Consider the following 16,972-nt stretch of genomic DNA (forward strand, 5'->3'; position numbering starts at 1 on the left):
GAGATCCTTTCACAGGCATTTTCTTTTCTCCTGTATAAGGATAAGCTACTCTCGCTCGTTATGATTGCGAATTCAGGGTTAAAAAATGACACCTACAACGCCAAAATATACGCCTGTTGACTTATCTCGCTGGGCACGGAAGGAGCATTTCGAGGTATTTCAGTCCTTTGCTCAATGCACATTTAACCAAACTGTTCATATAGACATTACTGCGCTGCTAAAAAATATCAAAGAGGCTGGCTGGAAGTTTTATCCAACTATAATATTCCTCCTTTCTAAAATCGTTAACAAACATACTGAGTTCCGTATGGCGATAAAGAACGAAGAGCTTATAATATGGGATGAAATTCATCCGAGCTATACCATTTTCCATAATGAAACGGAGACCTTCTCATCATTATGGAGTCACTACGATGGGAATATTCATCATTTCCAGAATGTTTATTCAGAAGACGTTGCACGTTATGGTAATAATCTTGCTTATTGGCCCAAGGAAGAGTCTCGGGATAATGTGTTTTTCGTATCCGGTATTCCGTGGGTCACTTTCACCAGTTTTAATATGAACATTGCTAACATGCAGAACTTTTTTTCCCCTATGTTTACGCTTGGGAAATACTTCGAGCAAGATGGAAAAGTACTGTTGCCTCTCGCGATTCAGGTACATCATTCCGTCTGCGATGGCTTCCATGTGGCAAGACTGTTCAATGAGCTACAAGAAATATGCGATGACTTACTGAATCAATAAAATGAATTCAATACTTGATGTGCCTGAAGGCTTAAAGGTCTCCGTTTGTAGGGAGTTGGCAGCAAGGATCGCTGTCATGTCTGCTATGAGCTGTGAACACAACCATCGATCTTAACCTCAGCCGTCAGACAAATAGGCCAAACGCGAAACACTAAAAAAGCCCCGAAGGGCTTCTCAATCATATTTATCGACGAAACGACTCTTACCACATCAAATCGTCTGGCACTTTAAAGTCAGCGTACGGATCTTCTTCGTCCTGTTCTTCCTGACTTAATGCGCTGTTCAAGACGATGCTATTGGCGTCACGTTGGGCGATTTTGTCGGCGACGCTGGCGGGGATAATCGCGTATTGCGGTTCTGCATTGCTGTCCGTCACCAGGCGCGCGATGGCGAGGCGACCACTGATCAGCTGTGCCTGAGTGGTTTTATCCACTTCAATCTTTTTAATCAGAGTGCCGTCGGTGAAGTTAAAGCCGATGTTGCCGCGTGAAATGTCGATGCGGTTCATTTCAATCAGTTGCTTCACTTGCGCTTTATATTCTTTCGATAAAACGGCCTGCTTTTGCTGTTCATTCAACTGCTTATCACGCTCGATCTGGGCTTTTTTATTTTCTTCCACGGCTTCGCGCGCTTCACGAGCCTGCACGCGTGATTTCTTGGCCGTTCTCTGAACTTTGGCCACTTTTTTGCTGGTCACTAAACCGGCTTTGAGCATTTGCTCTTGTAAGGTGAGTTTTGTCATCTTTGTTTCTTAACCCGTTGAATATGAATGTCAGACTTTGAGCATTTTAACCGTGGTTTCCACATCTATCTCATCTTCGGAGTAGATAAGCGTAGTGCCCTGGAAAGTGGTGATCGCCAGTTTTTTCACCGTGCGCATGTCGCCCGGCTTGGTTTCTGCTTTCGGCTTGATACTGTTCATCAGGAGGCCGACGGACAGTACGGCATTTTCTTTATCAATGCGCGTTTCGGCAGGGACTTCTTCGCTGTACACCAGATAAGACTTGATCGATGTGAGCTTGATACGCTCGCCCGCGATGTAGAGATATTTGCTCTCTGGCAGGACTTTCACCGCGAAAGCGGACAACCCTTTGTTATTGGTGGTGGGCTCGAAAGTGACCGCCGCGTCTTTCTTGATGAGATCCGGGTTGGCGACTTTAATCACATGAAAATAACGGTTATCACCGTTTTCATCTTTGATAAATCCAAAACCTTTATCGCTAAACCACGTTGTGATTGTTCCGTTCATCGCCATTCCCGCCTGATTATTCGTTTATCTACTCAATTTTTGCAGCGCGCAGTTTAAAGCACATTGCCTGCGCAGACCATGTCTTTGCTTAAGTGTGGATGAAAACTTTCGCCTGTGCGAGGGAAGGGGCCAGTAATTGGCCGGACCGATTCGTCAGTCGGCGGAAAATTCGCTATGATCTGCTTCCACTCTTAATCCCGGCTGCCTGATGTCCACTATCGTCGATACTTTTATTGCTCCACCTTGTCATGATCAGATAGATATCCTTTATCAGGATGAGCATCTGCTGCTTATCAATAAACCGAGTGGGCTGCTGAGCCTGTCAGGCAAAAACCCGCAAAATCTCGATTCGGTCCATCACCGTTTAGTGAAGATATTTCCAGGTTGCACGCTGGTTCACCGTCTTGATTTCGGCACGTCCGGGTTAATGGTGGTTGCGCGTAATAAAGAGATTAATGCTGCTCTCTGCCAGCAGTTCAGTGCGCGGACGGTGAGCAAAGTCTACAGCGCACTGCTGTGCGGGCACGTGGAAGATGATGAGGGTGTGGTAGATGCAGCGATTGCTAAAGACCCGGCGCTTTTTCCGCTGATGTCGATTTGCGCTGTCCACGGTAAACCTGCGCGTTCCCGCTATCGGGTTGTCGAGCGCTTTTATCAGCCGGTCACCTCACTGCCGCTAACACGGGTGGAACTCACGCCGGAGACCGGGCGCACGCATCAGTTGCGTATCCACTGCCAACATTTGGGCCATCCGATTTTAGGTTGTGATTTGTATGGTGGGCTTGTGCTGCCTGGCACGGAACGCACACCACGCCTGATGCTTCACGCCAGCGTGCTGGATTTTGTTCATCCAGTCAGCGGTGAGCCGATTACTGCCCGTAATCTCAGCCCGTTCTGAAAGTAAAATCGCCCTGAATCAACACATATACCGGACCTGGCGTCCATCATCCTGCTGATGACTTATAATAAGAAGCTCGACTCTCTTCTTCTCACACTGACACAGGAGTAACGCATGGGATTGTTCAGTTTTGTAAAAGAAGCAGGTGAAAAGCTCTGGGACTCCGTTACCGGCAGCGACCAGGGTAAAAAACTCGAAACGCACATTACCGATTTAGGGCTTTCAGGTGCGGATAAAGTGAAGGTCGATGTTTCCAGCGATGGCACAGCGACGGTATCTGGCGACGGGTTAACCCAGGAGGCGAAGGAGAAAATCCTGGTTGCTGTGGGGAATGTCGCCGGTATTTCACAGGTCAACGACAGCGTAACGACCGCTGATGCGGGTGCTGAAAGTCGCTACTATACCGTTAAGTCCGGCGATACCCTGAGCGCCATTTCCAAGGCCGAGTACGGCACGGCGAATGACTATCAGCGCATCTTTGAGGCCAACAAACCGATGCTTAAACATCCGGACAAAATCTATCCGGGTCAGGTGCTCATCATCCCGACTAAGTAGTACTGTTAGATTGCATTTTTTGCAGAGATAAAAAAATCCACGCGGTTGCGTGGATTTTTTATTTTTGAGATTAAGAGCATCTCATCAGACAGCGAAAAAGATTAGACGTTGAACAGGAAGTTCATCACGTCGCCATCTTTCACGATGTAGTCTTTGCCTTCGGCGCGCATTTTGCCGGCTTCTTTTGCACCTTGCTCACCCTTGTAGGTGATGAAGTCTTCGAACGCGATAGTCTGCGCACGGATGAAACCTTTTTCGAAATCGGTGTGAATTTTACCCGCAGCCTGCGGAGCAGTTGCGCCGACAGGGATGGTCCATGCACGCACTTCTTTCACGCCTGCGGTGAAGTAGGTTTGCAGGTTAAGCAGTTCGTAACCGGCGCGGATCACGCGGTTCAGACCCGGCTCTTCCAGACCCAGCTCAGCCATGAATTCTTCACGGTCAGCGTCGTCCAGTTCGGCAATGTCGGATTCTACAGCGGCACATACGGCAACAACCACGGAACCTTCGGTTGCGGCGATTTCGCGCACTTTGTCGAGGTACGGGTTGTTTTCGAAACCGTCTTCGTTGACGTTAGCGATGTACATGGTTGGCTTCAGGGTCAGGAAGCTCAGGTATTTGATGGCAGCTTTGTCTTCTTCGGACAGGTTCAGTGAACGCAGCATGCCAGCGTTTTCCAGCTGCGGCAGACATTTTTCCAGCGCGGCCAGTTCAGCTTTAGCGTCTTTATCGCCGCCTTTCGCACGCTTCTGCACGCGGTGAATAGCACGTTCGCAGGTGTCGAGGTCGGACAGTGCCAGTTCGGTGTTAATAACGTCAATGTCGTCAGCCGGGTCGACTTTGTTATTCACGTGAATGATGTTGTCGTTTTCAAAGCAGCGTACCACGTGGCCGATAGCTTCGGTTTCACGGATGTTGGTCAGGAACTGGTTACCCAGGCCTTCACCTTTAGACGCGCCTTTCACCAGACCTGCGATATCGACGAATTCCATGGTGGTCGGCAGAATACGCTGTGGCTTGACGATTTCAGCCAGCGCATCAAGACGTGCATCAGGCATCGGTACGACACCCGTGTTCGGCTCGATGGTACAGAACGGGAAGTTGGCCGCTTCGATACCCGCTTTGGTGAGCGCGTTGAACAGGGTGGATTTGCCGACGTTAGGCAGGCCGACGATACCGCATTTAAATCCCATGATGTAAATCACCTTAATCTTTGATAATCAACCTGTTACGTTGAACAGATTGCAGAAAAGTAAATAACTTCGCCTATTATACACGGCGCGGGGCAAAATTGCCGCTCGCCGGGCGTTATTGTGCTTTAAAAGCGTGTAAGCGGTTGGTGGCTTTGGTCAGGCCATCTTTTAGCCATAATTCGGTGCAGCGCACCGCTTCATCCACCGCTTCGTCTATCAGCTTCTGTTCAGACTGTGGCGGTTTGCCCAGCACGAAACCGACAACTTTGTTTTTATCGCCCGGATGACCAATTCCCAACCGTAAGCGGTGAAAATTCGGGTTATTGCCGAGTTTACTGATGATATCTTTCAGGCCGTTATGACCACCATGTCCGCCTCCGAGTTTGAATTTTGCGACGCCCGGCGGCAGGTCCAGTTCATCATGCGCCACCAGAATTTCATCGGGGGCGATGCGGAAAAACGTTGCCATGGCCGCAACGGATTTACCGCTGAGATTCATAAAGGTGGTCGGCACCAGCAGACGCACATCTTCACCTTCAACATTGATGCGTGAGGTGTAACCGAAAAATTTACTTTCTTCGCGTAGCGGGGCGCGGAAACGATCTGCAAGGAGATCGACATACCAGGCTCCGGCGTTATGGCGGGTCGCGGCATATTCAGCGCCCGGATTGGCGAGGCCGACAATCAGTTTAATCGTCACGTTTTTAGTCCTGAGTGAGTCGATAGCTGGCGCGTAGTGTACTGTCTGGCGCAGCGGTTGACAAAATTCTGCAAGCCAAACGGGAAATAAAGACATTATTGCGCTGCTGAACCATTAGAAATGCATATAGTTCAGCTTGTTATTTGTAAAGTTATGTTGCGCAGATGTGCGTAAATGTGATCGCCTACGCACTTACCGCTGGGTGTGTTGTCTATACTTTACACACAAGGACCAGGGACATTCCCTGTCAACCCAAAGTTCCGGAGGTGACATATGAAACGCAGAAACGCTTCGCGACTCGGTAACATGCTCATGGGTTTAGGATTAGTCGTCATGGTCGTGGGGGTCGGTTACTCCATTTTAAACCAACTTCCGCAGCTTAACCTGCCTCAGTTTTTCGCGCACGGTGCGGTGCTGAGTATCTTCCTCGGGGCGGTGCTTTGGCTGGCAGGGGCGCGCGTTAGCGGCCACGAGCAGGTCAGCGACAGATATTGGTGGGTGCGGCACTACGATAAACGCTGCCGTCGCGACGGACATCGTCACAGCTGATCGATTTACATAGCAGAACGGCTCCCTTGGGAGCCGTTCTCGTTTCAGGACTGCCGGGTGGCGCTTCGCTTATAATTCCTGGCGCCGTGTAGGCCCGCGCAAACGCAGTGCCGCAGTGCCACCGGGCAAAGGGCAGAGATTAAATAATATCAGCCAGCGCCGCATCACGATCGGGATAGAACGCCAGTTTCCCAGGAATCGGCTGAACACCTGCTCGCGCCAGCGTACGCAGCGGCTGGAACTCCAGATTCGATACCCGCAATTCACAGCCTTCTGGCAGGCGACTGACAAAGCGCTGGAACGCTTCCAGACCGCCTGCATCCAGCACCGGAACCGCATCCCATTTCAGTACCACAATTCTTTTGCCTTCAAGACGCGTCTGCAAATCATTGAAGATATTTTCTGCGGCGGCGAAGAACAGAGGACCGATCACCCGAATCACCAGAATGTCGTCCGGCACCGTGACGTTGACCGGGGCCAGATGCGTCATGCGCGCGATTCGACGCATGAACAGTAATGACGCCAGCACAATCCCTACGCTGATGGCGATCACCATGTCGAACAGTACCGTCAGCGACATGCAAATCAGCATCACCACAATGTCATCCACTGGCGCGCGGCGCAGTAGGTGAACGACTTTGTGCGCTTCGCTCATGTTCCACGCCACCATCAGGAGGAGGGCGGCCATTGCCGAAAGCGGTAGCCAGGAAAGAAGCGGAGCCAGCACCAGCAGCGCCATGATCACCAACACGGCATGCAGAATGGCGGCGATGGGTGAGGTTGCCCCTGCACGAACGTTAGCTGCCGAGCGAGCAATGGCGGCAGTTGCGGTGATCCCGCCAAAGAACGGGGCGATCATGTTGCCCAGACCCTGGCCGATCAATTCGTTATTGGCTTTGTGACGCGTGCCGGTCATGCCGTCGAGCACAACCGCGCAAAGTAATGACTCAATCGCGCCCAGCATTGCCATCGAAAACGCAGCAGGCAATAGAGCCTGTAAGGAATCCCAGCTCAGCGTAAAGCTGGAATCAGGCATTTCCCACGGCAGTACCAACTGCGGCAGAAGTTGTGGGATACCGTTGCCCTGGGTGCCATCGCTGAGAACGTAATGGAACTGCGAGCCAATGGTAGCGACGTGTCCGCCAAGCAGATTCACCACACCCATCACCGCACACCCCGCCAGCAGTGCGGGCAGATGTCCCGGCAAGCGAATGCCCAGACGCGGCCAGAAAATCAGAATTGCCAGCGTTACCACGCCAATTGCTGCATCGCCTGGGTTGAGTGTCGGCATCGCCGTCGCTAGTGCGCCGACTTTCTGCCAGTAGTGTTCCGGCATATGTGTAAGCTGGAGGCCAAAGAAATCTTTGATCTGCATTGTGGCGATGGTAATGCCAATCCCGGACGTAAAACCGAGGGTGACGGAGATCGGAATATATTCAATTAAGCGGCCAAAGCGGGCGAGGCCGAAAAGCACCAGGAAAACACCTGACAACAACGTCGCAACCAATAATCCGGCGAGGCCAAACTGTTGCGAAACCGGATAGAGGATAACGACGAAGGCCGCGGTTGGGCCTGAGACGCTAAAACGAGAGCCGCCTGCCAGCGCGATGATAATCCCCGCGACGGCAGAGGTGTAGAGGCCATATTGCGGCGCAACGCCGCTGCCAATCGCCAGCGCCATCGCCAGTGGAATCGCGATGATCCCAACGGTTACCCCGGCAATCAGATCACGGGTAAAGCGGCTAAGGGTATATTTCTCTTTCCAGCAGGCGTCGATAAGGGCGCGGAACGGCATGATATCTGCGAGTGTGGATCGGTTCACAGTGGTCTTCATCCATGAGCGCATCATTTGCACGGGTTATACACGTGGCTTATGCAAATGAAGGAGGCATTAGTCATACAAATTGTTGATTAAAACAAAAAAACCCGCCGCAGCGGGTTTTTTATACCGGTTCGATTAATGCTCGAACATGGCAGAGATGGATTCTTCGTTGCTGATACGACGAATCGCTTCTGCCAACATACCTGACAGAGTCAGGGTACGGACGTTAGGTAGTGCTTTGATTTCATCCGACAGCGGGATGGTATCGCAGACAATGACTTCGTCAATGACAGAATTACGCAGGTTAGTGGCTGCGTTGCCGGAGAAGATCGGGTGAGTCGCGTAAGCAAATACGCGTTTCGCACCACGCTCTTTCAGCGCTTCGGCGGCTTTGCACAGAGTGCCGCCTGTGTCGATCATGTCATCAACCAGCACACAGTCACGACCGGAAACGTCACCGATGATGTGCATCACCTGGGAAACGTTAGCACGCGGACGGCGTTTGTCGATGATAGCCATGTCGGTATCGTTAAGGAGCTTCGCGATAGCACGAGCACGGACGACGCCGCCGATGTCTGGAGAAACCACGATTGGATTGTCCAGTTTCAGCTGCAGCATATCTTCCAGCAGGATTGGGCTGCCGAAGACGTTGTCTACCGGTACGTCGAAGAAGCCCTGAATCTGTTCAGCATGCAGGTCAACGGTCAGTACGCGGTCAACGCCGACGCTGGACAGGAAGTCCGCGACAACTTTGGCAGTGATTGGCACACGAGCGGAACGTACGCGACGATCCTGACGGGCATAACCAAAGTAAGGGATAACGGCAGTGATGCGGCCTGCTGAAGCGCGGCGCAGAGCATCAACCATGACAACCAATTCCATCAGATTATCGTTGGTTGGGGCACAAGTGGACTGGATGATGAAAATATCACCACCGCGTACATTTTCGTTAATTTGTACGCTGACTTCACCGTCGCTAAAACGACCTACGGCGGCGTCGCCAAGAGAAGTGTACAGGCGGTTGGCAATACGTTGTGCTAGTTCCGGGGTAGCGTTACCAGCAAAAAGCTTCATATCAGGCACGAGAAGAACCTCAGGCATGCGTCCAGTGGTGGATGAATGGGCCTAAAACTGTGCGGGCCAGGCGCATTTCATCCAGGCGGTGTATTAATGAGCACGATGCAACGTCTGGAACGGGGTGACGTTGTCACCGAAACTCAGTCTGCTCCTTCAACGGCGTGCATTAACGGTGAAACGTTCACACCGCGGGCAATAAAGCCCTGCAGCCATTCCGGGGCTTGCTCAAGCACCTGGCGGGCAGCGGATTCGGTGTCAAATTCAGCAAACACACAGGCCCCTGTGCCAGTCAGGCGCGACGGGGCGTATTCTAACAGCCAGGAAAGCGCTGCATCAACCTTACGAAATCGTTTTCTTGCGATAACCTCGCAATCGTTGCTGAATTCACATTCTAGTAACGTTTTAATTGACCTGCGCGGTGAATTTCTGGGCAATTCGGGATCATTGAAAATAACCGGGGTCGGAATGCTCACGCCGGGGTGTGCGACTAAGTACCATTTTTCCGGCACGGTGACGGGGGTGAGCACTTCGCCCACCCCTTCGGCGAAGGCCGCATGACCGCGAATGAACACCGGAACATCTGCACCTAACGTCAAACCGAGGGTCGCCAGTTCGTCCACCGTTAATCCGCAGCGCCACAGATGATTCAGTGCTACCAGAATCGTCGCGGCATTTGATGAGCCGCCGCCAAGGCCGCCGCCCATCGGTAAACGCTTGTCGATACGGATATCGGCACCCGCATTTTTTGGCAGGCGATGGCTGTCTGCAGCAGTTTTCATCAGCATTCGCGCGGCGCGAATAATCAGATTTTCTTCGTTGGGCACGCCGTCAACGGGCGTCAACAGCTGCAATTTGCCGTCGCTTCGCACATCAATGGTTATCGTGTCGCCGTAATCAAGAAACTGAAACAGCGTCTGTAACTCGTGATAACCATCGGCGCGCTGGCCGGTGATATAAAGAAAAAGATTCAGTTTTGCCGGGGAAGGCCAACGGGTACTCATTTGACTATCCAGCTATCCATTTTCAGTTTGATACGCTCGCTGCCTTCGGTCAGTTCCATATTCGACGGCAAGGAAGGTTTACTGTTGCTGTCGTAACCGCTGTACACCACTTTCCAGGTTTTACCGTTTTGGGTGTAGTTCAATTCACTCAGGCGTGCCTGGTCATCAAGCTTATAATCGGTGGCATCACCTGGCAGACCGAGGATCCACTGGCGCAGACTATTCAGCGGAATCGGCATGCCGGTCAGTTTGCCAATCATCTCTTCGGCATCAGTAGAGGTGTAAGACTGACCTTTATTATCAATAAGTGTCACGGTGCCAGGGGCGGCCGTCAGCGACAGTTCCGTGCTGCCGAGCGGGTTGGTCAGCAACAGGCGATAGTTATCTTTCCCGGTTTGCTGCCAGAAGAAACGGGCATACACCTTCTGTTCGTCATTCAAAAACGCGAACGCGCCACGGGTCTGATACTGGCTCAACTGACGCACTTCTTGCTGATGCTGTTGCCACTGCGGTGAGTCCGGGCTTTTGCCAGGGCCTTTCGGGGCGTTGATGGAGCAGGCGGTCAGAACCAGCGCTGCCAGAGGCATCAGACGTACTAGAGGGCTCAGTTTCATTGAAAATCCTTGATAGACGTAGCAGTTGTAACCGTCAATGCTAGCGCCGCACGCTGGCAGCGTCTACGTTCAAGTTGTCCCAAATCATAATATTACCGATTACTCCGAAAGGAGGGCGTCCCTTTTATTGACCTTGCGCATCCTGTATGATGCGCTCAGACTAACCTTATCAACGCTGGTACTACTCCTGCATTCATGACGCTCCTGGCACTAGGCATCAACCACAAAACCGCTCCGGTCGCGCTGCGAGAACGTGTTACGTTTTCGCCAGATACGCTCGACAAGGCGCTGGAAAGCTTACTGTCCCAGCCAATGGTGCAGGGCGGTGTGGTGCTGTCGACGTGTAACCGCACCGAGCTTTATCTCAGCGTTGAAGAGCAGGAAAATTTACAGGAATCCCTGATTCGCTGGCTGTGTGATTATCATCAGTTGAACGAAGAAGACCTGCGCAACAGCCTTTACTGGCACCAGGATAACGACGCCGTCAGCCATTTAATGCGCGTCGCCAGCGGGTTAGATTCGCTGATCCTCGGTGAGCCGCAGATTCTCGGTCAGGTGAAAAAAGCCTTTGCCGATTCCAGCCGTGGGCATTTGAACGTCAGCGAGCTGGAACGCATGTTCCAGAAATCGTTCTCCGTTGCCAAACGCGTACGTACCGAAACAGATATCGGTGCAAGCGCCGTGTCCGTTGCCTTTGCCGCCTGTACGTTAGCCCGTCAGATTTTCGAATCCCTTTCGTCCGTGACCGTGTTGCTGGTCGGCGCTGGGGAAACCATCGAACTGGTTGCGCGTCATTTGCGTGAACATCGCGTCAAAAAAATGCTTATCGCCAACCGCACACGCGAACGCGCGCAGGTGTTGGCTGATGAAGTTGGCGCGGAAGTGATTGCCCTGAGCGACGTCGACGAGCGTTTAAAAGAAGCGGACATTATTATCAGTTCCACCGCCAGCCCGCTGCCTATTATCGGTAAAGGGATGGTGGAAAGAGCGCTGAAAGCACGACGCAATCAGCCCATGTTGCTGGTGGATATTGCCGTGCCGCGAGACGTCGAGCCTGACGTCAGCAAACTCGCCAACGCCTATCTTTACAGCGTTGATGACCTGCAAAACATCATTCAGCATAATCTGGCGCAGCGTAAAGCCGCCGCGCAGCAGGCTGAAACCATTGTTGAGCAGGAAGCCAGTGAATTTATGGCCTGGCTGCGCGCGCAAAGCGTCAGCGAGACCATTCGTGAATACCGTTCGCAGGCCGATCTGGTGCGTGATGAACTCACAGCCCGCGCGTTGGCCGCGCTGCAACAAGGCGGAGACGCCGAAGCCATCATGCAGGATTTGGCGCGTAAACTGACTAACCGCCTGATCCACACGCCGACAAAATCTCTTCAACAGGCTGCCCGTGACGGGGACGACGAACGCCTGAATATTCTGCGCGACAGCCTCGGGCTGGAATAGCGCTGCTATCTCACATTCTAATGACAGGGTGAACTCAGGCCTATGAAGCCGTCTATTGTTGCCAAACTGCAAGCGCTGCATGAGCGCCATGAAGAAGTTCAGGCGCTGCTGGGTGATGCTGGAACCATCGCCGATCAGGACCGTTTCCGCGCGTTATCGCGGGAATATGCGCAGCTCAGCGACGTTGCGAAATGTTTTACCGACTGGCAGCAGGTGCAGGAAGATATTGAAACTGCACAGATGATGCTCGACGACCCGGAAATGCGCGAAATGGCGCAGGAAGAGTTGCAGGAAGCGAAAGCCAAAGGCGAGCAGCTTGAGCAAGAATTACAGGTGCTGCTGCTGCCGAAAGACCCCGACGACGAGCGCAGTGCGTTTGTTGAAGTACGCGCCGGAACCGGTGGGGATGAAGCCGCGCTGTTCGCGGGCGACCTGTTCCGCATGTACAGCCGTTATGCCGAAGCGCGCCGCTGGCGTGTGGAAATCATGAGCGCCAACGAAGGTGAACACGGCGGCTTTAAAGAGGTTATCGCGAAAATTAGCGGTGACGGCGTATACGGTCGTCTGAAATTTGAATCCGGCGGACATCGCGTACAGCGCGTTCCGGCGACGGAATCCCAGGGCCGTATTCACACCTCCGCTTGTACCGTCGCGGTGATGCCGGAACTGCCTGAAGCAGAAATGCCGGACATCAACCCGGCAGATTTGCGTATCGATACTTTCCGTTCCTCGGGCGCGGGTGGTCAGCACGTTAACACCACCGACTCAGCTATTCGTATCACCCACTTGCCAACTGGCATTGTGGTGGAGTGCCAGGACGAACGTTCGCAGCACAAAAACAAAGCCAAAGCGTTGTCAGTATTGGGGGCGCGTATTCGTGCCGCCGAAGTGGCAAAGCGTCAGCAGGCCGAAGCGTCTACTCGTCGTAACCTGTTGGGCAGTGGCGATCGCAGCGATCGCAACCGCACCTATAACTTCCCGCAGGGCCGTGTGACCGACCACCGAATCAACCTGACGCTCTACCGTCTGGATGAAACGATGGAAGGTAAACTCGACATGCTGATTGAACCGATCGTGCAGGAATATCAGGCCGATCAGCTGGCGGCGTTGTCCGATCAGGAATGATGACGTTCAAGCAGTGGCTGACTCAGGCAATTCAGCGGCTGGCGCAAAGCGAAAGCCCGCGACGTGACGCTGAGATTTTGCTGGGCCACGTTACAGGCAAATCGCGCACGTTCATTCTGGCTTTCGACGAAACGGTTCTCAATGCGGATGAAACTGAAGCACTGGAAACGTTGTTGAGCCGCCGCGCCAACGGGGAACCGGTGGCGCATTTGGTCGGCATGCGTGAATTCTGGTCGCTGCCGCTGGCTGTTTCTCCGGCGACGCTTATTCCGCGCCCGGACACCGAATGTCTGGTTGAACAGGCGCTGACGCGTTTACCGTCGGATGGGTGTGACATCCTGGATTTAGGCACTGGCACCGGGGCGATTGCGCTGGCGTTGGCGAGCGAGCGCCGGGACTGCCGGGTGACTGCTGTCGATTTTATCGCCGATGCGGTTGCATTAGCGCAGCGTAACGCGGCAAGCCTCGGCATCGAGAATGTGACGATTGCGCAGAGCAATTGGTTCAGCGCGCTGCAAGGCCAGACTTTTGGCATGATTGTGAGCAATCCGCCTTACATCGACGAACAGGACAAGCACCTTGCCGAAGGCGATGTGCGTTTCGAACCGCTGAGTGCGCTGGTCGCTGCCGACGAAGGCCTGGCCGATTTGGCCCATATCATTCGTGAAGGGCGTCGTTTTCTGCTGCCCGGCGGGTGGATGTTGCTGGAGCATGGCTGGAAGCAGGGCGCTGCAGTACGTGAGCTTTTTCATCAGGCCGGTTATGGCGAGGTGGAAACCTGTCGTGACTATGGCGGCAACGAGCGTTTAACGGTCGGGAGACGTAATGCTGACTGAAAACGTGTTTAGCGTTATTATTAGCATCATTTTGAAGTTATCAGGTTGCCATTCAGCAACCCGCAGTTGGGGTAGGTCATGAGGTCATTAGCGGATTTTGAATTTAACAAAGCACCTTTGTGCGACGGCATGATCCTCATCTCTGAACTGATCCGTGACGATTTCCAGGGCCAGTACGTCAATGACGAGCTGGAACAACTGGTGAGTTTGGCGCGAGAAGAGATTAGCCCTTCATGGACTGAGACTCGCCAGGTAGAGCGCCTGATTGAGTTGTTCTACGGTGAATGGGGCTTCAGTTCTGCCCACGGCATTTACCGTCTCTCTGACGCTTTGTGGCTCGATACCGTTCTGAAAAACCGTGAAGGCAGCGCCGTGTCGCTCGGTGCGATTGTGTTGCTAATCGCACGACGCCTCTCGATCCCCATGATGCCCGTTATTTTCCCGACTCAGTTGCTGTTACGCGCCGATGTTGAAACGGGCGAAATGTGGTTCATTAATCCGTTTACCGGCGACACTCTTGATGAGCACACGCTTGAAGTGTGGCTGAAAGGCAATATCAGCCCGGTAGCTGAACTGTTTAACGAAGACCTGGATGAAGCGGATAACGCCGAAGTTATCCGTAAACTGCTCGACACCCTGAAATCTGCGCTGATGGAAGAGCGGCAGATGGAGCTGGCGCTGCGCGTCAGTGAAGCGTTGTTGCAGTTTAATCCGGAAGACCCGTATGAAATCCGCGATCGCGGCCTGATCTACGCCCAGCTGGAGTGCGAACATGTAGCACTTACCGACCTGAGCTATTTCGTAGAGCAGTGCCCGGAAGATCCGATCAGCGAAATCATCCGCGCGCAGATCAACAATATTGCGAATAAACACATTACCTTGCATTAATCCGGAAAGAATCCGATTAACCCCTGATAAGGCGATCTTATGAAACAAAAAGTGGTTAGCATTGGCGATATCAACGTCGCAAACGACCTGCCATTCGTGCTGTTCGGTGGTATGAACGTGCTCGAGTCGCGTGACCTTGCGATGCGCATCTGTGAACACTACGTAACTGTGACCCAGAAACTGGGTATCCCTTACGTGTTCAAAGCCTCTTTTGATAAAGCCAACCGCTCCTCCATTAAATCCTATCGTGGCCCTGGCCTCGAAGAAGGGATGAAGATTTTCCAGGAGTTGAAGCAGACGTTTGGCGTGAAACTGATAACCGACGTTCACGAAGCCTCTCAGGCGCAACCTGTGTCCGAAGTGGTTGATGTTATTCAACTCCCAGCCTTCCTCGCACGCCAGACCGATCTGGTGGAAGCGATGGCGAAAACCGGTGCTGTTATCAACGTCAAAAAACCTCAGTTCGTAAGCCCTGGTCAGATGGGTAACATTGTTGATAAATTCGCTGAAGGCGGTAACGACAAGGTTATTCTGTGTGACCGTGGCACGCAGTTCGGCTACGACAACCTGATTGTCGACATGCTGGGCTTCAGCGTGATGAAAGCCGTTTCCGGTAATTCTCCGGTGATTTTCGACGTGACCCACGCACTGCAATGCCGCGACCCGTTTGGCGCAGCGTCCAGCGGTCGTCGTGCGCAGGTTGCTGAACTGGCTCGTGCAGGCATGGCAACAGGTCTGGCTGGTCTGTTCATCGAAGCACATCCGGATCCAGAACATGCGAAATGCGACGGCCCGTCTGCGCTGCCGCTGGATAAACTGGAACCGTTCCTGAAACAGATCAAAGCGATTGATGATTTGGTGAAGAACTTCGACGAGCTGGATACCAGCAAGTAAGTTTGGACGATATAAAAAAACCCGCTGCGGCGGGTTTTTTAATGGGCATTATCTACTCAGACTAAGCAAATATCGTCATCAGATACGCCACAAACAGCGCCAGATGGGCGGCACCGTTGAGCACATTGGTGCGCCCGGTGGAGAAGGAAATCTGACACAGCACCAGGGAAGCAACCATGACAATCATTTCCGGTGCACCGAGAGCGAAGACCAAATCATTGCCGGTGGCAAAAGCAATCAGCGTCACCACAGGTACGGTCAATGAAATGGTCGCCAGCACCGAGCCGAAGAACAGGTTCATGGCACGCTGTACCTGATTATTCAACACGGCACGCAGCGCCCCAAGCCCTTCAGGGGAGAGGATCAACAGCGCAATCAGGAAGCCGGTAAAGGCCACGGGGGCATTCATCGCGCCGAGCATCGTCTCTAACGGGCCTGCATTCATTTTAGTGACCGCAATCACCGCAATCAGATGGATGACCAGCCAAACCGCATGCCACAGGCTGCTGTGCGCCGAAGGCTTGCCGTGATGCGGATCGTCGTCGTCGGCTTCATCTTCATGCTCGTAAACAAACAGGCTCTGGTGGGTTTTGGTCTGAATAAGCAGGAACACGCCGTACATTGCGGCTGAAATCAGGGCAACCAGCAGCGCCTGGCCGGTGGAGAAATTCGCCCCAGGCAGCGCCATCGGAAACACCAGCACAATGATAGCCAATGGGAAAAGGGCGATCAGATACTGTTTGAGGCCGAATAAATTTAAGTACTGCGTGGCAAATTTCCGTCCCCCAAGCAATAAAGAGAAACCGACCAGGCCACCGGTCACAATCATAATGATGGAATAGAGGGTGTCGCGCATCAACGTCGGCGCGGCATCACCGGTCGCCATTAATGCAGAAATAAGGCTTACTTCAAGAATGACGACGGAAAGGCTTAAAATCAGTGAGCCATAGGGTTCGCCCAGGCGGTGTGCCAGTACGTCGGCGTGTCTGACTACGCTAAATGCGCTGCTTAAAATACCGATCAGGGCCAGGATATTGATGCCGATAACCACTGGCATGGACTGACTGCTGCCAAAGAACATCAGTACCGCCAGCGCTAACACCGGGAAAATAAGGGTGGTCTCCTTGTGGCGGGTCTTTACCGCCTCATGTGCATGAGTCATGAACCATCTCCATTAGTGCAGGATTTATAATTATAGATAAAGTAAGGACATAACATAGCAGACTTAAATGTGCTCACTGTGATTTTTTACTGAAATTTACCTCTTGCCTTTAAATTCATGACTGCGTTTTATAAAAAGCAATTATGTTTAATTTCTGTTTATATAACAGCATATTGATTACTACTAATACCCAGTAATTATCTGGATTTGCG

The 16,972-nt window shown here is 52.6% G+C and carries 18 protein-coding genes; 9 read left to right on the forward strand and 9 right to left on the reverse strand.

Annotation, left to right across the window (positions count from 1 at the left end):
• Nucleotides 1-85: 85 nt before the first annotated feature.
• Entirely contained in the window at nt 86-745 is a 660-nt protein-coding gene (catA, locus tag VH187_RS19345; protein ID WP_329703073.1) for a type A chloramphenicol O-acetyltransferase, read from the forward strand.
• A gap of 202 nt (nt 746-947) precedes the next feature.
• Here the strand turns inward: catA and VH187_RS19350 are convergent, their stop codons facing one another.
• Both VH187_RS19350 and VH187_RS19355 read right to left on the reverse strand, forming a co-directional pair.
• Nucleotides 948-1,487 carry a DUF2058 domain-containing protein gene (locus VH187_RS19350; RefSeq protein WP_329703074.1) on the reverse strand — a complete coding sequence of 180 codons (540 nt, stop codon included), beginning with the start codon at nt 1,485-1,487 and terminating at the stop codon, nt 948-950.
• A gap of 30 nt (nt 1,488-1,517) precedes the next feature.
• Nucleotides 1,518-2,000: a cold-shock protein gene (locus VH187_RS19355; protein ID WP_329703075.1), complete on the reverse strand. Its 483-nt coding sequence runs from the start codon at nt 1,998-2,000 to the stop codon at nt 1,518-1,520.
• 202 nt (nt 2,001-2,202) lie between these two features.
• Here VH187_RS19355 and VH187_RS19360 point away from each other — a divergent pair, with 202 nt between their 5' ends.
• Both VH187_RS19360 and lysM read left to right on the forward strand, forming a co-directional pair.
• Complete coding sequence (locus VH187_RS19360) at nt 2,203-2,892, forward strand: RluA family pseudouridine synthase (protein ID WP_329703076.1); 690 nt, start codon at nt 2,203-2,205, stop codon at nt 2,890-2,892.
• Between the two features lie 114 nt (nt 2,893-3,006).
• A complete protein-coding gene (gene lysM, locus VH187_RS19365; protein WP_329703077.1) occupies nt 3,007-3,447 on the forward strand; it encodes a peptidoglycan-binding protein LysM in 441 nt (146 codons plus the stop codon).
• Nucleotides 3,448-3,548: 101 nt separating this feature from the next.
• Here the strand turns inward: lysM and ychF are convergent, their stop codons facing one another.
• The gene (gene ychF / locus VH187_RS19370) at nt 3,549-4,640 is read right to left on the reverse strand and encodes a redox-regulated ATPase YchF (protein ID WP_329703078.1); all 1,092 of its coding nucleotides are present in this window, start codon (nt 4,638-4,640) and stop codon (nt 3,549-3,551) included.
• Nucleotides 4,641-4,755: 115 nt separating this feature from the next.
• Nucleotides 4,756-5,340 carry an aminoacyl-tRNA hydrolase gene (gene pth, locus VH187_RS19375; RefSeq protein WP_329703079.1) on the reverse strand — a complete coding sequence of 195 codons (585 nt, stop codon included), beginning with the start codon at nt 5,338-5,340 and terminating at the stop codon, nt 4,756-4,758.
• Nucleotides 5,341-5,613: 273 nt separating this feature from the next.
• Between pth and ychH the strand changes: the two genes are divergently transcribed.
• A complete protein-coding gene (ychH, locus tag VH187_RS19380) occupies nt 5,614-5,889 on the forward strand; it encodes a stress-induced protein YchH (protein WP_329703080.1) in 276 nt (91 codons plus the stop codon).
• 139 nt (nt 5,890-6,028) lie between these two features.
• Here the strand turns inward: ychH and dauA are convergent, their stop codons facing one another.
• The 4 genes from dauA to lolB form a co-directional block, all read right to left on the reverse strand.
• Complete coding sequence (dauA, locus tag VH187_RS19385) at nt 6,029-7,711, reverse strand: C4-dicarboxylic acid transporter DauA (protein ID WP_329703081.1); 1,683 nt, start codon at nt 7,709-7,711, stop codon at nt 6,029-6,031.
• A gap of 135 nt (nt 7,712-7,846) precedes the next feature.
• Nucleotides 7,847-8,794, reverse strand: a complete 948-nt coding sequence (prs, locus tag VH187_RS19390) for a ribose-phosphate diphosphokinase (RefSeq protein WP_329703082.1) — start codon at nt 8,792-8,794, stop codon at nt 7,847-7,849.
• Nucleotides 8,795-8,928: 134 nt separating this feature from the next.
• Nucleotides 8,929-9,789, reverse strand: coding sequence for a 4-(cytidine 5'-diphospho)-2-C-methyl-D-erythritol kinase (gene ispE / locus VH187_RS19395; protein WP_329703083.1), 861 nt, complete (start codon nt 9,787-9,789; stop codon nt 8,929-8,931).
• Nucleotides 9,786-10,403, reverse strand: a complete 618-nt coding sequence (gene lolB, locus VH187_RS19400; protein ID WP_329703084.1) for a lipoprotein insertase outer membrane protein LolB — start codon at nt 10,401-10,403, stop codon at nt 9,786-9,788. The genes ispE and lolB overlap by 4 nt, the downstream gene beginning before the upstream one ends.
• A gap of 195 nt (nt 10,404-10,598) precedes the next feature.
• Here lolB and hemA point away from each other — a divergent pair, with 195 nt between their 5' ends.
• The 5 genes from hemA (at nt 10,599) to kdsA (ending at nt 15,598) form a co-directional block, all read left to right on the forward strand.
• Complete coding sequence (hemA, locus tag VH187_RS19405; RefSeq protein WP_329703085.1) at nt 10,599-11,855, forward strand: glutamyl-tRNA reductase; 1,257 nt, start codon at nt 10,599-10,601, stop codon at nt 11,853-11,855.
• Nucleotides 11,856-11,897: 42 nt separating this feature from the next.
• Entirely contained in the window at nt 11,898-12,980 is a 1,083-nt protein-coding gene (gene prfA / locus VH187_RS19410) for a peptide chain release factor 1 (protein ID WP_329703086.1), read from the forward strand.
• A complete protein-coding gene (prmC, locus tag VH187_RS19415) occupies nt 12,980-13,816 on the forward strand; it encodes a peptide chain release factor N(5)-glutamine methyltransferase (protein WP_329703151.1) in 837 nt (278 codons plus the stop codon). Before prfA ends, prmC begins: the two co-directional genes overlap by 1 nt.
• A gap of 78 nt (nt 13,817-13,894) precedes the next feature.
• Nucleotides 13,895-14,704: an invasion regulator SirB1 gene (gene sirB1, locus VH187_RS19420; RefSeq protein WP_329703087.1), complete on the forward strand. Its 810-nt coding sequence runs from the start codon at nt 13,895-13,897 to the stop codon at nt 14,702-14,704.
• Nucleotides 14,705-14,743: 39 nt separating this feature from the next.
• Nucleotides 14,744-15,598 (forward strand): 3-deoxy-8-phosphooctulonate synthase, encoded by an 855-nt coding sequence (gene kdsA / locus VH187_RS19425; RefSeq protein WP_329703088.1) that lies wholly within the window; start codon nt 14,744-14,746, stop codon nt 15,596-15,598.
• A gap of 61 nt (nt 15,599-15,659) precedes the next feature.
• Here the strand turns inward: kdsA and chaA are convergent, their stop codons facing one another.
• The gene (chaA, locus tag VH187_RS19430; protein ID WP_329703089.1) at nt 15,660-16,760 is read right to left on the reverse strand and encodes a sodium-potassium/proton antiporter ChaA; all 1,101 of its coding nucleotides are present in this window, start codon (nt 16,758-16,760) and stop codon (nt 15,660-15,662) included.
• Nucleotides 16,761-16,972 lie beyond the last annotated feature (212 nt).

The organism is Scandinavium sp. (genome assembly GCF_036271055.1).
In the GTDB taxonomy this organism is placed as follows: domain Bacteria; phylum Pseudomonadota; class Gammaproteobacteria; order Enterobacterales; family Enterobacteriaceae; genus Scandinavium.